This window comes from Vineibacter terrae (genome assembly GCF_008039615.1).
In the GTDB taxonomy this organism is placed as follows: domain Bacteria; phylum Pseudomonadota; class Alphaproteobacteria; order Reyranellales; family Reyranellaceae; genus Vineibacter; species Vineibacter terrae.
Window position 1 is genome coordinate 204,436 of the sequence record NZ_VDUZ01000007.1, and the last position, 18,841, is coordinate 223,276.

The window sequence follows — 18,841 nt, forward strand, 5'->3', positions numbered from 1 at the left end:
GAACAGTTCACTTGCATGGCACTCAGGGAGTGTCTAGGTTCCCGGGATATAGTCTTGTGCTCCGTGGAGTGAGCCAACAGGTTTTCGGTTCACGCCAGCCGGCGACGCTCGGTTGTAGTGCGGCCCTTGCTCTTCGGCGCGGAGCTGATTGATGGCGCATGGCCCGGCACTTTTCGATTCCTTCGTTCTTTCGGCAGGTGCCAAACGCCCTTCTTCGCCGCTGTTTCGTGGCGCATGGACTGTTAGTCGATTTCGACTTCGAGGCCATGCCGGAGACGCGGCCGAACAAGCTGCTCGAGGCATGGCGCACGCTGCCCGATGCCGTGCGAAACGAGATGGAGGCAGAATTCACCGAGGTTTTCGATATGGCATGCGAAAAGGGAGCTCGCGCGATCCTTGACGAAGCGCAGTGGCAAATGCGCGCAAGTCCAGATAGCTATAAGGCGTTTGCTGACAAGCTTGCCTCGATGCCCGGGCATTTTGAGCGCGCAGTGTCCGTTTTCCTGGACCATCGCGACCTTTGGCGGGGCGCCGCGCTCTTCTACCATGCTGATACGCTCCCCTACTGGCGCAAGCGTCCGGGTCTGCCGCGGGTGTCGGCAGCAATCGAGTGCGACAGCCGTCGCGAGCTAGCTCTCGGCATAGGGACATGGTTCCACGAGGTCGAAGGACGAGGTCGCAGCTGCATGGTCGAGCTGCTCCGGCGCGACGATCGCGACTATTTTTTCGTCTATCCGGAAGACTACAGTCAGCAGAGCATTGAATGGGTCGATGGCCAGTTCAGCCGCCGGCCGCACAATCCCGCCTTCGAGATCGTTTATGTCTGGTCCCAGCACGAAGGCACGCTCGATTTCAACCATCGCGGCGCGCGTAAAGCGGTCGAGCCGCTGCAACGCATTTTTGCCCGCGCCATCCTGAAACTAGACGACCTGCCGCCCGAGACGAAGCATCAGCGGGTCTATGATCTGAATCCCCTGCGATCGCGCGGGTTTCAGTTCGTCTATACACCGGATGGCGGCATCCTACGTGTCGCCGTGCGCAAGCTGCGCCTGTCGTCTCGGATACGGTCCGGCGACAGCATGACATTTGAGGCCGATATCGCCGCCAATCCATTGGCTCTGTACGACCTTCTAGAGGAGGTGGAGAGATCGATACCGCTGACGGGTCAGTGGAATGTAACCCAAGCGGAGATTTCGGTGCTGATGCTGACGGCCAGCGACAAGCCGCCGAAGACGGTGACCTTTCAGATCTCCTGGCCGAATTCCTGTTCACTCAAGTACGACGCCATAGGGCTCAAGCTAAGGGCGATGCTGAAGGCGTCGGGGATCGAGCCTCGTTGACGCCCGGGGATGCACTGGTCGAACTGCTAGACCGCATCGGGGCGGTACACGCTGGCGTGGTCTTCGTCGATGAGCGTGAACTCCGCACCTGGCCTGCTGTGGCGGTAAGGGCCATGAAGTCGGCCGGGCTTTTGGCTGCAGCGGCACCGGCTCGAAGCGTCGTCTGTCCCGGTTGCGAGCGGCAATGCACCATGCCAGTCCATGTCATGCCGGAAATGGGTACGGCCCCTAATGCCTTCGTCGTTTGCGACAAGCGCTCCGACATCAATCGAGTTGCGATAGAGCCGGATGTGCTGACACGCTGGCAAGCCAGCGGTGAAGCAGTTGCGGCGATGCTGGCGAGGCTGCTTCGTCTGCGACGGCGGGGAGGCGTAGGATCTCCAGCGAAGCACTGGGAGGTCGGTGTCTTTCGGGGCCCAAAGCGGTCACGAGATTTGGTGTTGATTGCGGATGGCGAGCTGAAACTCGAAATCGCAGGTCATTCGGTGGCGGTTGCTGAAGTTCTGACCCTCCGAGGCACAGGGTTCAGGATTGCAGCCGGCAAATTGATTGATTTCGTTGATCACCCGCGCTCCGGCGTTGGCCGTGACCAATCGGCCCAGGAGACGGATCAGCGGATTATAGCAAGGATGAACGAGCTCAAGCCGCATCGCAGGGATTTTCGGAAGGCTGTGGCCGCCGAGGAAGGAATAAGCCCCTCGCGCGTCGGACAGCGCGTTCAGCGGGCAAAAAAACGAGGCTGGTCAGAGACTTAACTGGATAGCTTGCGCGATAGCCCCCTATCTCGTGTCTGAATGGCGTCACGTCCAGCGACATACGCGGAGCTACGAACGTGACGCACGCCATCCTGAGACTTCCAAAGGTGAAACATCGCACCGGCCTTTCCCGGAGCACGATCTATGCGGCCGTCGCCTCGGGCAAGTTTCCGAAGCCCGTCACTCTCGGCACGCGGGCCGTGGGGTGGATAGACGAAGAGATCGAGGACTGGCTTGAGCAGCGCATGAAAGCGCGTCGCCAGAGAAAAGCTTGAGCGGCGAGTTCGAGCGAGCTGGCGGGGTGTGTCATGCCGAATTTTGGAACCCCTCCTCCTGCCGCGGGCATACGCTCCAAGCGCGAGACGTTCAAGCGCACAGCTGCTGCCTTGCTGGGCCAAGCCGAGGCCGTTTGCCGCTACCTGCTGCCGAGGGGCCGGCGCGCGGGGCACGAATGGACCGTCGGCAGCATCGATGGCGAGCCGGGACACAGCCTGTCAGTCAACCTGCACACGGGCGTGTGGAAGGACTTCGCCGACTGGCCCGGTGGTGCTGACCTGATCTCGCTGTGGGCAGCTGTCAGCCGTATCCCCCAGGGTGAAGCCAAGGCGGAAGCCGAAAAGTGGCTGGGGCTGGAGACGCCCCGGCAGCGCAGCAACAATCAGGTCCGCCAGGTCAACGACGTACCGCCGATGCTGCCATCACACCCGATAGAGGACTGGTGGACGGGCCGACCGGCAACACGGCAGTGGAAATACTTCGACGCGGCCGGCAACCTGGCTTGCGTGGTCCACCGGTGGGACGATCCGGAGGGAATGCGCGACAAGGTGATCCGCCCGTTCCTGCCAGATGGCCGGATGAAGGCGCCACCGGCGCCGCGCCCTTTGTACAATCTCCCGACGATCCTTGAACCTGGATCCAACGCTCTGATCGTTCTGGTCGAGGGTGAGAAATGCTGCGACGCGCTCGCCGAGCTGGACAACCCCGACCTAGTGCCTGTGACTAATATCGGCGGCGCTAACATGGTTGGCTACACCGATTGGACGCCGCTGGCTGGAAGACATGTGCTGCGTTGGGCCGATAATGATCGCGCCGGCGAGACCTGGAAGGAGGCAACGCGGGCGAAGCTCCTTGAGGTAGGCGCCGCCTCAATCCGCGATGTTGTCGTGCCTGTCGGCAAGGCGGACGGCTGGGATTGCGCCGATGCCGCGCCCGATGAGCGGCAGCAGCTCATTGAACGATGCCGCGAGGCGATTTCGGGGGAGCCGACGCTTAGTGACCTCGCGACAGAAGGAGTGGACTTCCCACAGGCAGGTCCCGATGCCGTAGGCGACAGAACGCCGGCCTCGGAGGCCGATCCGGACTGGCCGCCGCCCGTTCCGATTGAGGCTGAACTCAGGTCCGTCAAGCCCTTCGATCCCCGCATGCTGCCGGAACCGCTGGACGGGTGGGTCGTGGACGAAGCGAAGCGAATGGCGTGTCCGCCCGACTTCATCGCAGCAGCGGTTCTGGTGGCGTTGGGTTCGATCGTGGGGGCGCGTTGCGCGGTCAATCCCAAGCAAAATGACTCCTGGCAAATCGTTCCGAACATCTGGGGCGCGATCGTGGGTGATCCGGCGTCCAAAAAATCGCCGGCCATGAGTACCGCCTTTGCCCCGCTGAACCCACTAATGGAGGCGGAGAGACAGATGCATGAGGATGCCCTGCTGAAATATAGGGCCGACAAAGACATTCACGACGCAAAGATTGAGGACATGAAGGCTCGCATCAAAAAGGCTGCGGCAGGCAAGTCGGATAGCGAAGACATGGACGCCTGCAAGAGAGCGCTCGAGGCGCTATACAAGCATGCGCCCAGGCGGCCACCTTTGCATCGCTACAAGACCGACGATACCACCATCGAGAAGGCGGGTGAGCTGCAGCAGGACCAGGCCGGTTTGCTGGTCAAGCGGGATGAACTGACAGGCTGGTTCGCGAGCATGGACCGCTCAGGCCACGAAGCAGACCGTCCCTTCTGGAACGAATCCTGGAACGGCAACCAGAGCTACGACGTCGATCGGATCGGTCGCGGACATATCTCGATCCCGAACCTGTGCCTGAGCATCTTTGGTGGCATCCAGCCTGACAAGCTCACGATGTACCTCTCGCGGACGGTCGACGCGCTTGAAAACGACGGCCTGCTTCAGCGGTTTCAGATGCTGGTCTATCCCGACCCGGTGCCGGATCGCGGCAAATGGCGCGACCTTCCGCCGGACAAGGCAAAGCGCGATGCGGCCTTCGCGGTCTTCGAGAAGCTGGCGACGTTCGAGCCGCTCGCATGGGGAGCGAAGCCTGCAGGCGATTTGCATCGCTTCCCCTTCTTCTGTTTCGACGAGGGGGGCCAGAAGGTATTCATCGGCTGGTTCGAGGTGCTGTACAGCCGGATAGACAATGAAGAAGAGCCGCTGATCCAGCAGCATCTGGCCAAGTACACCAAGCTGTGCGCGTCACTGGCGCTCAGTTTCTTCCTGGTCCGGAAGGCTGCCGGTGCTGAAGCAGAGCTGATCGAGAGAGAAGATGTCGTGCGTGCTGTGGCGTGGTGCGAGTTTCTTGAAGATCACGCCAGGCGTTGCTACGGCCTCGTTCTGGACAGGGGCCAGCGGGCGGCGCAGACGCTGGCGAAGAGGCTGGAGCAGGGGAAGCTCGCCGACGGCTTCACCGCATACGACGTTCGCCATCAAGGGTGGCGGGGCTTGAAGGCCGACTCCGAGGCTCAGGCGGCGCTCAACTACCTGGAGGGCGCGCATTGGCTGAGGGCGAAGGCCACTGCGCCCGGTCCGGACGGGGGAAGGCCCACGGTCCGCTACAGGATCAACCCCGCCATCCGCCGTGAGGACAAAAAGGGCAGGTCATGAGCTTGTTCGACTGGGCGCTGCGCGAGTTGGCTGAAGTGGCGAGGGAGGGTACTGCGAAAACTGCGGAAACCTCTCGTGCATCAGTTTCCGCAGTTTTCGCAGTGGGTACCGGGCCTGATTCGGCGCGCACGCGCCCACCCTCGATTGGCCAGGCGCAACGCGAACTTCCGGAAAGGACCTGCCCGAGGACTGTGAAAACCGCGGAAACCTCCATGCCGGCAGTTCCGGCAGCACCTATCCGCCCTGCCAGGCAGGCCAACGCCCGCGGCAAGGTCATCGTGAAGGGGCTCCGATACGACTTCTCGCCTGCAGCGACGCGGTCGCTCGCCCGCCATCAGTACAGCGGCACGCCTTCTGGCGTGCCAGATCAGCCAGCCGAAAAGGCCGGGTTAGGTACTGTGAAAACTGCGGAAACCCCTCATGCGGCAGTTTCCGCAGCTTTCGCAGTCCCCCCAGCGACCTTTCCGGAGTCGATCCCTCCGGTTTCCGCAGTTTTCGCAGTCTCCAGAGGGGCCATTTCGTGGATGCAGACACCCTGCGGGGCGAATTCGAGGAACGCGCCGCTATCATGGAGTTCGACGGCGGACTCAGTCGCAAGGATGCCGAGGCGGCGGCATGGCAGATCGTCTACGGCGGCCGTTGAGCGATGAGCACCGCAACAGCCCGAGTACCAGTTGTGGTAACCTATGCCGTTGCATGGAGGCCAGCATGCCCAAGCGTATAGAGCGGCCGGAGCTCTCAGCGGACATGCCGGCAGACTCACCCGAGCCGGTCGCTCTCCTGACCGGCCCGCGCAAGAACGGCAGCCACTACGTCAAGGACCCGAAGACAGGTCGATGGGCCCCGGGACCTAGCCACCGAACCGGCCAACAGGAGATTTTTGCGGTTGAGTACGCCCGCAACGGCGGCCGTGGCACCGAGGCTGCCCGACGGGCGGGTTATTCGGAGAGGATGGCCGGCAGATATGCTTACCAATTGCTCGAAAAACCCAACGTGCAGGTCTTGATCCGCAAGGAACAACGTCGACTGCTGACAGGATTGGCGTCGCTGGCGCTCGCGCAGGCGAAGCTGATGCTGGAGGATCCCGAGACGCCTGCCGGGGCGCGCGCGTCGCTGATCACCGCGGTTCTCGACCGGGCTGGCCTGGCGCCGGTGAAGGAGCAGAAGGACGAAGAGATCGATGGACGCGACCTGCGGGAGATGAGCCTGCAGGAGCTGGAGGCGCTGTGGCGCGATCGCTGCAAGGTCATTGAGGGCGGGCAGGCGGAGTCTCTCCTGACGACGATCGGCGAGGAACACCCGGAAGAAAGCAGCGGGAGCGATTCGCATGCACCCTGACACACGACACCATGCAAGCAGGCTGGACGAAGAGTTCCAGTGCGACGTTCTCGAAATCCGCTACGATGTAACGAAGATGGCCGGCTATGTCTTCATGGCGGACGACACCTATTGCAACGCGGATGGCGTCATTGACTTCTTTGTGCGTCTCGATCCGGCTGTTAGGTACATCTACACGTTCATGGGCGACAACGAGGATACGTACTACGTCAAGCTCGCCGGAAGCGCATGGGCTTCGTACCGCCCTCCACATCGTTTGACGCGCCTTTCGACGGTGCCGGGACGTTGATCGCGGCTGCGGGTGTCTGGCGGCAGTGACGGACGGTGCAGGGGATCGACCGGGAGGAACAAACGGGCGTGGTGATCTGAAGCTAGGCTGTGCCTCGCGATCGCGACTCTTTGCCAACCCGTTGCTGCGCCGTTGAATTCCTCATGCCGCGGCTCGCACTGCCGCGATGTCGACGACCTCGGCGACCTGGTTGCAGTGATCTGCCCACTCGCTCATGAGCTGGGCTCGCTTCTGGAAAAGGTCGCCACGCTGGTAGGCCGCTTCGGTTTGATCCTTGACGACATGGGCCAGAGCCGCCTCGGCGAGTTCGCGCGGATGGTTGGTCGCCTCTGCACACCAGTCTCTGAATGACGATCGGAAACCATGCGGCACCACGGGGCGGCCGTTCCGCTTCGGGTCAATCCATTGCTGGTCTGCTCGTTCCTTCCTCTCGGCGTTCATGCGGTCGATCACGGCGGCCATGGCGTTGTCGGACAGGCCCTTGCCCAGCTTTCCGCCGGGGAATACCCAATCGCCGTGTTCCTTGGCTCGAAGCGGGAGCACCTCACGGAGGATGGCGACGGCGGCCGGACTCAGCGGTACCCGGTGCGGCCGGTCAGCTTTCATTCGCTCCGCGGGGATGTCCCAGGCTGCCGCATCCAGGTCGAACTCCGGCCAGCGGGAAGCAATCGTTTCAGTTGTCCGTTTCGCCGTCAGTATCGTGAACTCCAGTGCCCGCGCTGCGATGCCGCTCTGGTTCCTCAGCGCAGCCATGAACTCCGCCATCCGCGTCCACGGTAGGGCAGGGTGATGTTGCACGCGCGCGATTTTGGACCGCCGTGGCAGCAAGTTCTGCAGGTGGCCGCGCCAGCGGGCCGGGTTCTCGCTACTGCGCCAGCCGCGCGCCTTCGCGTAGTCCAGAACAGACTCGATGCGACCACGGACGCGACTGGCGGTCTCCGGCTTCCGGGTCCAGATGGGCTCGAGGGCCGACATGACGTCGCTTGTCTCTATGGCGGAGACAGCCCGGCTGCCGAATTGTGGGTAGGCGTACGTCGCGAGGGTCGAGGACCACTGCGCTGCATGCTTGGCGTTCCGCCAGCTCGGCGCGTGAGCATCAATGTAGCGGGTGGCGCACTCCCGGAAGCTGATGGCCTGAGCAGCCTGGACAGCGGCGGCTGATAGCTGAATACGCTTTGCCTCGATGGGGTCGATGCCAGCAACAAGCGCTTGCCGCGCATTGCTGGCTTTCCTGCGTGCCTCGGCCAGTGAAACGTCCTTCAGCGCACCCAGGCCCATATCCCGGCGCCGACCGCCGTGTCGGTACCGAAAGACCCAGGATCCAGTGCCGGCGACGGTGACTTGAAGGTACAATCCATTACCATCTGAGTAGAAGCCGGCAGATTTTGGTCGCTGCACATCCAAGGCGGCCAGCCGATTGATTTTCCGTGCCATTGCGAGCCCATCCACTTACCCATCCAAGGTAGCTGGATTGTACGGGATCAAGTCGGAGGTCGTAAGACACAAAGAATGGAAGAGACTCGGAAAATACAGGAACAATGGATGTCCTAGGAAGTCTTCGGACATTACTGCGGCGGACACCCTCTCCGCCATTTAGCAATAGCTAATTTTTTCAATGATGTAGCGCTGGGTTCGTAGACCCAAGTGTTACATGATTGTGAACGTCTCGATGGACTCCAATTGACGGTACAATCGTGACTTATCGCAACGTTACGCCCACTGTTTCTTGCCTCGGTCAAACTTGCGCCCGTTGTCCGACCGCCAACCGCTGGCGCACCTGCTCATAAATCTCGACCACGCCCGGCATGGTGAGCGTGACTGCTAAGCCGAACGGAACGGGCTCGTCGACTGGGACGCCTTGGTCAGGATCTCGCTGCACCGCAAGAGGAATGACCATCCCGGCGCTCACCACCGGGGCTTGGTTGCCGCTCCAGCAGCGTGTGAACACGGTGCCACGGTTCGTCTGATTTCCGTCTGGCTGATTGGAATGTGCCCTGATGCGGAGAGCCTCCTTCTCCCTTGGCTCGAGCAGCTTCAATCGTACGGACCGATAGCTCTTCCGTCCCGGCGAGGTCGGCGTGAACCAGGCGAGTGTGGCAAACAGAGCATGCGGGCGCGCCTGACCGCCCATGGCAATCGGCACTGGCACGTTGACAATAGCGACCTTGTCCCGCTCAAGCGTGCCGGCCGCCCAGAAGGTCGCCCGGTCGCCGGCACAGGCAACGGCATCGTCGGCTTCCACGCAACCGAAACCGAGAAAACGTCGGATGTTGTCCCTCTGGCGCAGGTGGTACTTTCCCTCGGGCGGACCGATGGTAGCTCGGATCAGTGCGGCCGCTTCCTCTGGCCACCTCGCCGGATGTGCGATCAGTGCCTTGAGCAACACGGCCTTCTGGACGTGAGAGAGGCCGAGAAATGTGCCACCATAGGCCGCCTCGAGGGCGTCATGGATGCGATGCGCCGTACGCGACGCCAGCGCGGCGGCCGCGCTGCTGCCATTGGTGAAGCCGTCGACGTCCTCGCGGCCACCTTGGGGCGGTGCGGCGACCTTCAGCCCCGCAGATCGGGTTGCACGTGCCGGCATGACCTCGATGTGGAAGTGATTGCGGACAAAGCGCAAGTGCTCGCGACCGCCCGGCATTAAGATGTCGGGTTTCACGCTCAACGCGAATCCCGGCCCGATTGCGCTCGAGGGATTGGCCATACGTACTTCGCCATATGGATCGACGTTCACCCGCGCCGTCGCGCGTTCGGCCGCGCTTACACGGTCCTCGTTGCAGGCGCCGATCGTCAGGCCGTTCACCGTTTCGGCTGGCGAGAAGAGGCGTCGGTCGGCGACGATGTCACCTAATGCCCGTAACGTCTCGGCCGCTCTATCGTCGGCGGCTGCGTCCTCAAAAGTGGTGCTGTTGGCGTAGGCCGGGATACCGAACGGCTGGAGGCAATTGCCGGCGCTCACGATGAAGAGCAGGCCGAACCGATACGCCAGCCGATCGAGCAGTCTCGCCCACGGCGACAACTGCCCGTGAAAGGGCCGGCGAGGATTCCCCAGCGAGACGTTGACGATGAGTACGCCCGGCGAGGTGGCCTGGGGTCCGTCGCGCATAGCAACGACGGCGGTGTAAATCAGGTCGACGATTAGCCGGTCATCGGGGAAGGCGTCGCCGGCGCCCATCACCGGCACGACGTGGATGCGGCGGGGTAGCGGCGGCTCGGGGCTGTTTCGGTCACCGTGTATAATCAGCGACGCCATGGCGGTCCCATGAACCCGGTCAGCGACGGGCGCGGCCGCCTCCAGCCCGAACAGGTCGTCAACAACGAGATGAGCGGCAAGGAGCGCGTGCGCCGCAATTGGCACGCCGTCGAGGAGTGCGAGGATTGGCGTACCAAGCGCGCCGGCAGGGCGAGCGCCATCGGGATCCTCCGCGTCTGCGACCTCGATCGTGCTGGCGATGCTTTGCGGTCGGATGTGCATGACGGGCTCGAGGCCGACGATGCCATCGGTCGACCGTTCAATGATCGCGCGCACCGCGCGCACCGGGAGTTCCACCAGCATCGCGTGATACGAGATGTCGTCAATGCGAGCGCGCGAGATCACTCGGCCGCCATGAGCTACGACGGCGGCACGAACCTCGTTCTCTTGGACCACCCCGGTCACAGGATTCGCACGATAAACGAGTTCAATCTCCAGCTTGACACCATCGTCGTCGTCACGCTCGAAGACCTCTTCGGCGAGGATGTTGATTTCTCCGGGTTGGACCCGATCGACGGGACCCCAGGGTCGGAGGTTCCGCAGCAAGGCGAACACGTCGCGCCATGGTGTCTCGCCGAACACGAGCCGCCCCGCTTGCCAACGCCGCCACAGGGACTCAAGTTCGCGGAGCGCGCGAACGTCAGGCACCATGAGGTAGGCAACTGGCGCCTTGTCTTCGTCGTCGCCGACCAACTCCTCCTCGTCGATCAATTCAAGACCCGGCACGTTCCGGACAGCGGCAGCAAACGGCCCGATAGCGCCCCGCACCTCGAAAACGAGCAGCCGTTCCGGTGCGAGAGCGGCGGGATCGGCGCGCAGCTCAAGACCTGTGGGATCGCGCGCGAGAACTTCAGCCAAACGGTCGAACTTCGGAGAGAAGATGGCGGTCTGCCGGCCCCGCGGGAAAGCGTCAGGTCTTGGAATCGACCGCTGTCTTCCGATGGGTCGATCTTGCTGTGGCTCGGGCGTCAGCCTCAGCAGGGGTTTGCCTGGGTCGCTCGCCATTCAACGCCCCAGGTCGAACCCGCGACGACCAGAGGTCCAACTCGACTTTGATTGCACCATCGATTCCAACCTCTCCCAAGCCTAGAATTTGTCGTCGCCGCACGTTCTGACAGAAATCGACCGCCTCCGCGTAGCTGATTGCCCCGAGTTTGGCGGCGATCTTCTGGACTGACAGGCTCGGCCGGTCGGGCCAGCTTGACGCGATACGGTCCAGTAAGACCTCGACATGCGTCCGGTCCGGAGCGGGGAAGGCGAGCCGGATCTGGAACCGCCTCCACACGGCGCGGTCCAGGAGCTCGGCATGGTTGGTGGCGGCAATGGCAAGAACATAGCTCGGAAGTTGGTCGAGCTGCATCAGGAGGAAGGAAACGACGCGCTTGATCTCGCCAGTCTCGTGTGTGTCGCCTCGCTCCTTGCCGATGGCGTCGAACTCATCGAACAAGAGGACGCTCGGCTGTGTTCGGATAAAGTCGAAGAGTTTGCGAAGTCGGGCGTTCGTCTCCCCGAGATAGCTACCGATCAGCGCGTCATAGCGGACGACAAACAGCGGGAGCGAGAGTGCTTCTGCGATAGCCTCGGCAAAGGAGGTCTTGCCGTTCCCGGGTGGTCCCGAAAGGAGAACCCGGTGGCGCGGCTCGAAGCCGTGCACACGGAGCACGTCCGCCCGGACGTGCTCTTCGACGAGTTGCCGCCCGTTTTCGCGGACCGGGAAAGGTAGAACGAGGTCGTCCAGCCGCCTTCGGGGCTCAACCTCGATTATTGCCTCTCGACCAGACCCACCGACGCTCGATACCGACGTGGTCAGCGAAGGCGGGGTGATCGGAACCGCCGAAAGGGCTCGCTGGAGCCGATCGGCGAGAATGTGGTGGTTCTTGGCGCGCTCATCCGCCGCCAGCGCCTCGGCGGTCGACCTCAATGTCTCGCGATCGCCAGCGGCTGCGGCGCGTACAAGAGAGACAAGGAGGTCACTTCGAGCCATTCATTCCACTAGCGATCGGTCACGTCGCATCAAGAATCTTAACTGCGGCCGTCCGGTTTGTCGCTCGGTTTCAGCGTAACGCACAGGAAGTAGTCATGGGTCCCCATCTTCGCGCTTGAAACGCACGCCTCCCAGGTGAATCAGCCTGCTGATGGGGCGTCGCGGGTCTGTCATCTCTCACCATCTCAGACAAGCCACACGTAGCTGCCATCAGCCCATGGTAAGACCTGAGGTGGTTCTCGGCCATGGTTTAATCGGTAGCGCGACCTCGATTGGGCAGCCCAGGGCTCAGCACCCTCGCGAATTCCACCAACTTCCGGTGCTGCTCGTCGGTCTTAAAGGTCCGATGTTATTGGTGGTCTCGCGCAGCACGTCCCGGATCTGGCCTCGTTCCCGTTTGGTAGACCATTGTGGGCGTCCACGCTTAGCGCGGCGCGGAACCAAGGCGACCCCCCCAGCCGTCGGGTGACTACGGGTCGGCGTCTACTCGCCGACGACCCATCCCGACCGCTTCAACGCCGAGACCGCCGAAACCCACTACCGCCAAGCCCTTGCCCTCGCCGAGCCACGCGGCATGCGACCGCTGATCGCCCCACTGCCACCACTGCCTCGGCAAGGTCTATAGGCTGACTGATAGGCAGCAAGGGACGCAGGAGCACCTCATCACCGCCGTGACGATGTACCGCGAGATGGACATGACGTACTGGCTGGAGCAGGCGGAGGCGGAGATGGGGCAGCTTACGTAGGGTGGCCTTCTTGCAGGAAACCATGCTGAGGTCATGCGCTGCCAGTAGATGCGCCACGGCCTCCGATGATCTTGAGGTGCCGCAGGGCCGCCTCAGCCTCCACCTTTAGCGACCAGCCGTGCCATGTGGTGCCGTCCGGCCGCTTATGGGGCGTCATGTCGATGATGAGACCTGAGTAGAACGGCTCGCCGGGGCGATCCTGCGACGGTGGGGCCTTGCCGAGAAAAGCTTCCCGCAACTTGCACATGCCGCCAACTACGCGGTTGATTACCGCGCCGTCCCGATAGCCGACTTTGACGGCGAGTGTGTGGAAGTCGAGGTCCGGGTTCCCGGCGATCGTCTTCAGCACTTTGGCTTCTGCGACACTGGGGCACTCCTTCTCAAAGGCCTGGACTACGCGATCGAACAGGCCGAGGTCTTTGACCTTGTCCCGGACGGCGTCCTTTGCTGCCTGACGCTGGTCATGCTCCTCTCTCTCGCGACGCTTCCACTCTTCGTTGATAGCCGCCAGCACAGCGGACGCCTCAGCCTTCTTGACCTGGGAACCCTTTTCTAAAATTCGCCGGACGTTGTCCTCAAGGGTCTTTAGGTCCTTGGCCTCCATTCGCCCAACCTTTGCGATGATCGCGCTCGTCATGGCTCCCCCTTGAACCGTCGCCCTTTCGACGGCCGCTGCTGCGTGTCCCTCCATCTTGAGCGAGGGCGCTGCGGATTGGTGCTTGAACATGGTCCGAAGCGGTGTGGTTGCAGGCTCGGCAGCAGGAGCTGCGCGGCCTGACGGGCTATCGGTGTGACGACATCTACCCCGCATCGGATCCGGCGGTGAGCGGCGCGCGCGTTTTGGTGTACGAGCGGCCCGACTACGTCGGGCAACCCGTGCGATGGCCGCCACTTCGCAACATTCTGGGAGGCGTGAGCGCGGAAGGCTGCTCATACACGGTCCGGAGCCGAGCGGTTCGGGCCGTTCGCCAGCGCGACATCGGCCTCACGCTTTTCATGACCGCGTAGGCTGTCACTGCCTTACGCTCATTCTGCCACCGCTTCGATGATCGCGATGCCGGAAGGAGAGGCCGTGGAATGATCCGCCTAAAAGCCGGCCGTCGCGAACAGGCGTTCATACTCGGTAGCGGTGCGTTCGCGCGCCCAAACAGAGCGAGCATGTGCAGATCCATCCGGATCGGGACCGGGTTGTCATGAGTGTGCTCCGGCAGCACGGCTTCGACAGTAACACGGATGCCAGCAGGACGATCGCGCGCTGGCAATTCCCAAGGACAGCAAGGGCGGCGGCGTCATCTCCCCGGTTATGCGGCACGGGCGACAACACATAGAGGTCACCCTCGGCGGGTACGTCCGAGGAGATCTCTCCGGCGACGACGTCGCAACGCTTCGCGAGACGGCGGTCGGTAGGGCCGCGATTTTTCCCCGCGCCGACCGATCCGGTGCAGATATTTGCGCACGTATCATGCAATCGTATTTAGGTTGTACAGTCAGGACTGACTGACTATATTGGTTTCCGCGCATCTCTGTGAGACCGAAATGTCATCCGTCGTCGTCCCCAGCCCGCTCGAAGAGTTGCTGACGCAGAAGCGTTGCCAGCTCGCTGAACAGCGGAAGCGAGAGAACTCGAAGCCATGCAAATCGGCCTCAGATTATCTGGTCGAGCAGGCGCCCTCGGAGGAGCACGAAATTCTAAGTATGCTGCAGTTCTGCGGCTGGATGATGGGTGCGTCCCCGATGCCGCATATAGTACGTCTTACCTATAGGAGTAAGTTTGAGCTGACCACCTTGCAACGGAAAGCAGTCCGCCACAGGAGGCCCCTGGCAATATCTGCGCCGGTGCTGTGGACCAGAGCCTCCTGGAGGCTGCGGTGCGTGTATTACGGGATCGCCCTGCGGATGGTGGCACCCTCCGTGCATTTTACGGTGCGTCTTTCCCATGAAGTCCATGCCCGTGCATGCGATAGCGATCGGGGCTATATCCGCTATCTTCAACGCCACATTTCGCAGATCCTGCAGCGGAATTTGGGGACTGTACCGCCTTTCTATTTCGTCGTGGAGGCTGATGGGCCTAACGACATTGAGCCCCACCTCCATGGCGGTATCGGCATTGCGTCTCTATCCCTCCGGCAGCAGGCGAAGATCCGGAAACTGCTGCGCGTAGCCGCTGGCGAGTTTCCGGATCCCAAAGCCCGCCGATACCAAGCCAGGCTCGGGCAGTTCACCGACCTCATCGGGTGGAGCGGGTACATCACCAAGGCATTCGATCCGACCCAGGGCGAGATTGACGGTCGGCTGGTGGGCGTTACCGCTCGGGTCGCCAGCCTTGCGCGGGAACTCTATGAGGAGGACCGGGCCTGTCTGCTCGCCCTATACGCCGAGCTTGCTTCATCCGAAACATGACCGTGGTTCAGGCTTTTGATTTTGAAGGCCGTGGTCGGCTGGGCGGGTCGTCCTCATCTTCCGATGGGGAACCCCAGCTTCCAAATCCAGGACCTTGCATCGCCGTGGTGTCCGCGTATCGTGGACTTGGTGGCGGCGCCTGACCTGAGTCTGTCAGCGCCTCGGCGAGGGCCTTGAGCTTCTCCCTCTGCTTCGCGGTAGCCAGCGCCGGAACGGAGCCACCGATCATCTTCCTGAGCTCCGCCAGCAGCCGTCGCTCATTCTCGCTGACGGCCTCGCGGATGACCTGATTGATCGTTTCCAACATTTCGGGTTGATATTCAGCGAGGGCGAGCCGCAGCAGTTCGACCCGCTCCATGCCAAGAACATCCGCCAGCGCCGGGATCTTGCTGATCGGCAGCCGCATCTCGCCCATCTTGATCATGGCAACGATGTTCGACCGGCTGTAGCCGATCGCATCAGCGATCTCCCGGTGGGTGAGGCCGGACTCGTCGATCCGTTTGGCGAGAAACTGGTGTAGCGGCTTGTTCATGGGCGGTCCCGGTTTCTGGCAGGGACAGCACAATCTGCCTAAAGTTGCAACAGTCATCGCTGACTGTTTCTAAATGTGATGTGAGCAAGAAACATGCGATTTCATGTTCCATTTGACAGTCAGTGCTGACTGACTTATACAGGATCTACCAAGCGACGCCACGGGCATCGCAGTTCTCCAAGGGGAAAATCAACAATGACCACCGACATCTCGGCGCTGCCGGCGGCGCTGACCGCACCGTCGTTTGTGTTCAAGGGGGTTACCGGGGGCCAGACTCAGGTCCAGGTGGCGTCGACCCACCTGCCCTGGCGGGGCATCGACCCGATGCCCGGTGAAGCCACCCTGAACGCCATCGGCGCTTGCATGTGGCGCCGGGCCAGTGCGGGGGCGTTGCGCTTCGATAAGAAGTCTGCATTTGCCTCGGCTCGCGTGGAAATCCGTTCCGCCGCGTACGCTCTCTACGGCCATCGCCACACGCCTGTCCTGTCTCCCGGCTTTGACGCTGCGGATGAGCTTTCGGCATGGTTCTATTCGTTCGCCGCGGTCGCGCTGAACGGACCGTCCCGGACTTTCAAGGCGCGGGTTGACGTCACGCCTGCCCATCGGCCGACGTCCAAGTACCGCACCGCAGGAGAGCTGGTCGCGAAACGTTTGCGCAGCTCCTTCGGTACCCACAAGCCTTTTGCCATGGGGGTTGTCCGGCTGGCCGGCGAGGACGCCTGTGAGGTGCGCGGGATTGTGAGCGCCCGGCATCTCGCTGACGGAGAAGTAGCCGCCGCACTGGAGCGCGCGTTTCCGGTCAAGGGAGTCGAAGTTTTCTTCGATGACGTCCCGCGGATCGAAAGCGACATCCGGCAGCTCAATCGCATGAGGATGACCGCTTCCGACGCCGGTCGCCTGACCGGCATCGTGGCGAACCCCAAAGTGCTTGGGCTTGCGCGTGAATTGTATGAGCAGGATCTGGTCGAACTCGGGCGCCTCCAGCGGGCGCGGCGTCGCCAGAAGAATGCGCAGATCGTCTCCGACGTACGGCACTAAGCCAGGCACCTGCCCCGGCGCGCAATAAAGCCGCCGGGGCTCTGGGGTTTGAACCGCTCATCGCCGCGCCGGCGCTATCTGGCTGGCCCTTTAGAACGGACCAGCCGCACGTCGGTGACCCGTTTGTCGATGGTGACGCGATGCGATTCGCTCCTGGAACTGATGAGGGAATGGCGCCAGCGGCACGGGCGCTCCGCGCCGGGCGGGTATGAGTAGGACGATGATCGAGGTTCGCAAGTTTGAGGAAGTCTTTGCGCTGGTGCGACGCGCTGGGCAGCTTACAGACGCGGAAAAGGCACTGATCTTGGCCGACCGGGACGCCACCCTCGCGTTGAGTATGGACCCGATTTTCCTCAATGCCATGGGCAACGATTTCGAGCAGTTGGTCCGCGATGCAGCATTCATTTGCAGCCTCGATGATCCCGACCTCCCGGAATGGTACAGGCCCTACGAGGGCCTCCTGGAGCCCGCGCAGATGAAGAACCTGCGGCAAATCTGGTGGGCACCGATCGGTGGAATGGATGGTGGGTCAGGCAAGACGGGTGCCGACTTGTCGCCCAAGAGGATTGATCCTGCTGCGACCCGTGAGGAAGTGGGGCCAGTAGCGCCGGCCTCGCGCACTGCAGAGAACCCTGAGCCTGTTGCCTCTGCGGCGTCCGACTCGAGGATCGAGAAAGGGCTTGAGACCGTTGATAGAGACGACGATGTTGCCACTGTGACGACATCATCCGTGTCATGCACGGCACGCGATCTCGCCGCACCCTTGGTGTCCACGTCGACGCATCGGTCGAGCAAGGTTGAGACGGAAGGAGATGTGGCTGCACCAGGCAAACGCGGAAAACGAAGTCGCGCCGGCATCCCATTCGTTCCTGCACCTGGCGAACGCCTGACGTTGTCCCATGACAAGATGATGGTACAGCTCGAAAAGGTCACTCGAGAGATCGGGCCATCCAAGATGCGCTTGAGGGACGCCTATCTCCTCGATCCGCAGTTCAGGCGTGCGTACAACAGCATCAACATTGAGCTGAACATTCGCGGCCGAGTTGCCCCGTACTGGCGCCCGCACCCCAAGCTGCCGCCGGTTGGCCATACCGCTGGCCAGAAGGTCCTGAACAACGACAAGCGCGTGCTAGACCTGCATTGGCTGTTCCTCCATGCCCGTCCCGCGTCACTACGTGACCTTCGGTTTCAGGATCTGTTCAAGGGCGATGAGTTCGATTATGTGTCCGCCTGGACCCTCGTCGAGACCATAGGCAAGACGACGCACATTCTGGGACACCTCAATCTGTCGCTCGAGACGCAGATGGGGTTGACGGCCCTGCGAAGCCGGGACGCTCGTGAGCTCTTCAGCGTGATCGAGAAGGATGCCGACGCACTCGCGAACCGTCTCCGCCACTCCCGCCAGCCCAGGTACGAAATGGTCGCCGACGATTGGAGAAACGTCTGGCTGGCATACGGGATCGCCATGGCGTCGATCTCGGGTGGTTCCAGCAGCGTCGCCGAGCCGACGATTCGCCACGTCGCGTCTATCTATCGGCTCATTACGGGTCGGGTTGAGCGTATGGAGGGCGATCCGGACGCGCAGACCATCTGCGATAGGGCCATCGGAGACAAGCTGAAGCGTATCAAGTCGTGGGTGGCTAAGGGGGCAGCATGACGCCGGCACAGTCCGTGCCGCTCGAACGCCTCGCCGCCACTTGGAACACCATGCGGAAGAGGTAATGGACGGGCCGGCGGAAGAGCAAGTGGAAGATCGCCTGGAATATCACTTGAAGAAAAACCCTTTTGTGAGAGGCACTTATCCTGACTGAATGCTGATATAACTTAATAGCACGGTAGCTTTCATAGCTTGGTAGCTCTAAAGCTCTTGTAAATACTAATAATAAAAATAAGGGCCGCGCCTCAGCCTTGCCCGCGCTCCGCGCGGCTGGCGGCTGGTCGCGGCTTTTTTTATCCCGGGAGCAGGTCCTTGAAGGAATAGTCGGATGGTGCGCCCGGCGTTTAAGGGTCTTCCCTAAGGTGGGGCCTTCCCCGGGGTGGGGCCTTCCTCTCCGGCGCGACCTTGGCGTTCTCAAGCTCTACGTCGCTGACCCCGCTCACCGACATGGGGGTAAGCGTGCGCGCTCTGAAGGCCGGCACGCATTATAAAGTGGCTCTTCGACGTTTCAAATGGAATTGACGAGTTTGGGTAGTGGAGCGCCAACGAGATAGATCATGGCGATGAAGGTATCGACGTTGCGATAGCCGCGGGCGCGGGCACGGACGAGTTGGAACATGC

At 62.1% G+C, this 18,841-nt stretch carries 15 protein-coding genes; 10 read left to right on the plus strand and 5 right to left on the minus strand.

Going from position 1 to position 18,841, the window contains the following annotated elements; all coding sequences use genetic code 11:
- Nucleotides 1-158 precede the first annotated feature (158 nt).
- The 7 genes from FHP25_RS08710 to FHP25_RS08735 all read left to right on the plus strand — a co-directional run bounded on the left by FHP25_RS08710 (nt 159) and on the right by FHP25_RS08735 (nt 6,610).
- A complete protein-coding gene (locus FHP25_RS08710; RefSeq protein WP_147846523.1) occupies nt 159-1,340 on the plus strand; it encodes a hypothetical protein in 1,182 nt (393 codons plus the stop codon).
- A gap of 56 nt (nt 1,341-1,396) precedes the next feature.
- On the plus strand, nt 1,397-2,095 hold the full coding sequence (locus FHP25_RS08715) for a hypothetical protein (RefSeq protein ID WP_147846524.1): 699 nt from the start codon (nt 1,397-1,399) through the stop codon (nt 2,093-2,095).
- A 77-nt stretch (nt 2,096-2,172) separates the two neighbouring features.
- Nucleotides 2,173-2,370 (plus strand): helix-turn-helix transcriptional regulator, encoded by a 198-nt coding sequence (locus FHP25_RS08720; RefSeq protein ID WP_147846525.1) that lies wholly within the window; start codon nt 2,173-2,175, stop codon nt 2,368-2,370.
- 33 nt (nt 2,371-2,403) lie between these two features.
- On the plus strand, nt 2,404-4,983 hold the full coding sequence (locus FHP25_RS08725) for a DUF3987 domain-containing protein (protein WP_147846526.1): 2,580 nt from the start codon (nt 2,404-2,406) through the stop codon (nt 4,981-4,983).
- Between the two features lie 520 nt (nt 4,984-5,503).
- Nucleotides 5,504-5,626: a hypothetical protein gene (locus tag FHP25_RS42250; protein WP_269434386.1), complete on the plus strand. Its 123-nt coding sequence runs from the start codon at nt 5,504-5,506 to the stop codon at nt 5,624-5,626.
- Nucleotides 5,627-5,691: 65 nt separating this feature from the next.
- Entirely contained in the window at nt 5,692-6,321 is a 630-nt protein-coding gene (locus FHP25_RS08730) for a terminase small subunit (RefSeq protein ID WP_178133390.1), read from the plus strand.
- On the plus strand, nt 6,311-6,610 hold the full coding sequence (locus tag FHP25_RS08735; protein ID WP_147846528.1) for a hypothetical protein: 300 nt from the start codon (nt 6,311-6,313) through the stop codon (nt 6,608-6,610). The genes FHP25_RS08730 and FHP25_RS08735 overlap by 11 nt, the downstream gene beginning before the upstream one ends.
- A 141-nt stretch (nt 6,611-6,751) precedes the next feature.
- Here the strand turns inward: FHP25_RS08735 and FHP25_RS08740 are convergent, their stop codons facing one another.
- The 4 genes from FHP25_RS08740 to FHP25_RS08755 all read right to left on the minus strand — a co-directional run bounded on the left by FHP25_RS08740 (nt 6,752) and on the right by FHP25_RS08755 (nt 13,230).
- On the minus strand, nt 6,752-8,044 hold the full coding sequence (locus FHP25_RS08740) for a tyrosine-type recombinase/integrase (RefSeq protein WP_147846529.1): 1,293 nt from the start codon (nt 8,042-8,044) through the stop codon (nt 6,752-6,754).
- Nucleotides 8,045-8,345: 301 nt separating this feature from the next.
- Nucleotides 8,346-10,721, minus strand: a complete 2,376-nt coding sequence (locus FHP25_RS08745) for a S8 family serine peptidase (RefSeq protein WP_218578277.1) — start codon at nt 10,719-10,721, stop codon at nt 8,346-8,348.
- Between the two features lie 52 nt (nt 10,722-10,773).
- Nucleotides 10,774-11,847, minus strand: a complete 1,074-nt coding sequence (locus FHP25_RS08750) for an AAA family ATPase (RefSeq protein ID WP_147846531.1) — start codon at nt 11,845-11,847, stop codon at nt 10,774-10,776.
- Nucleotides 11,848-12,624: 777 nt separating this feature from the next.
- A complete protein-coding gene (locus FHP25_RS08755) occupies nt 12,625-13,230 on the minus strand; it encodes a hypothetical protein (protein WP_178133391.1) in 606 nt (201 codons plus the stop codon).
- 1,235 nt (nt 13,231-14,465) lie between these two features.
- Between FHP25_RS08755 and FHP25_RS08760 the strand changes: the two genes are divergently transcribed.
- Nucleotides 14,466-14,993: a hypothetical protein gene (locus FHP25_RS08760; protein ID WP_147846533.1), complete on the plus strand. Its 528-nt coding sequence runs from the start codon at nt 14,466-14,468 to the stop codon at nt 14,991-14,993.
- A gap of 7 nt (nt 14,994-15,000) precedes the next feature.
- Here the strand turns inward: FHP25_RS08760 and FHP25_RS08765 are convergent, their stop codons facing one another.
- Nucleotides 15,001-15,525, minus strand: coding sequence for a helix-turn-helix domain-containing protein (locus FHP25_RS08765; protein WP_147846534.1), 525 nt, complete (start codon nt 15,523-15,525; stop codon nt 15,001-15,003).
- A 195-nt stretch (nt 15,526-15,720) separates the two neighbouring features.
- Here FHP25_RS08765 and FHP25_RS08770 point away from each other — a divergent pair, with 195 nt between their 5' ends.
- Both FHP25_RS08770 and FHP25_RS08775 read left to right on the plus strand, forming a co-directional pair.
- Nucleotides 15,721-16,563, plus strand: coding sequence for a hypothetical protein (locus FHP25_RS08770; RefSeq protein ID WP_147846535.1), 843 nt, complete (start codon nt 15,721-15,723; stop codon nt 16,561-16,563).
- Between the two features lie 220 nt (nt 16,564-16,783).
- Nucleotides 16,784-18,220, plus strand: a complete 1,437-nt coding sequence (locus FHP25_RS08775) for a hypothetical protein (protein ID WP_147846536.1) — start codon at nt 16,784-16,786, stop codon at nt 18,218-18,220.
- Nucleotides 18,221-18,841 lie beyond the last annotated feature (621 nt).

What these genes read in the sequence shown, in the direction of transcription:
- FHP25_RS08735 (WP_147846528.1), top strand. Translation starts at nt 6,311, where the DNA reads ATGCACCCTGACACACGACACCATGCAAGCAGGCTGGACGAAGAGTTC.
- FHP25_RS08770 (WP_147846535.1), top strand. Translation starts at nt 15,721, where the DNA reads ATGACCACCGACATCTCGGCGCTGCCGGCGGCGCTGACCGCACCGTCG.
- FHP25_RS08725 (WP_147846526.1), top strand. Translation starts at nt 2,404, where the DNA reads ATGCCGAATTTTGGAACCCCTCCTCCTGCCGCGGGCATACGCTCCAAG.
- FHP25_RS08740 (WP_147846529.1), bottom strand. Translation starts at nt 8,044, where the DNA reads ATGGCACGGAAAATCAATCGGCTGGCCGCCTTGGATGTGCAGCGACCA.
- FHP25_RS08730 (WP_178133390.1), top strand. Translation starts at nt 5,692, where the DNA reads ATGCCCAAGCGTATAGAGCGGCCGGAGCTCTCAGCGGACATGCCGGCA.
- FHP25_RS08755 (WP_178133391.1), bottom strand. Translation starts at nt 13,230, where the DNA reads ATGACGAGCGCGATCATCGCAAAGGTTGGGCGAATGGAGGCCAAGGAC.
- FHP25_RS08765 (WP_147846534.1), bottom strand. Translation starts at nt 15,525, where the DNA reads ATGAACAAGCCGCTACACCAGTTTCTCGCCAAACGGATCGACGAGTCC.
- FHP25_RS08775 (WP_147846536.1), top strand. Translation starts at nt 16,784, where the DNA reads ATGATCGAGGTTCGCAAGTTTGAGGAAGTCTTTGCGCTGGTGCGACGC.
- FHP25_RS08710 (WP_147846523.1), top strand. Translation starts at nt 159, where the DNA reads ATGGCCCGGCACTTTTCGATTCCTTCGTTCTTTCGGCAGGTGCCAAAC.
- FHP25_RS08750 (WP_147846531.1), bottom strand. Translation starts at nt 11,847, where the DNA reads ATGGCTCGAAGTGACCTCCTTGTCTCTCTTGTACGCGCCGCAGCCGCT.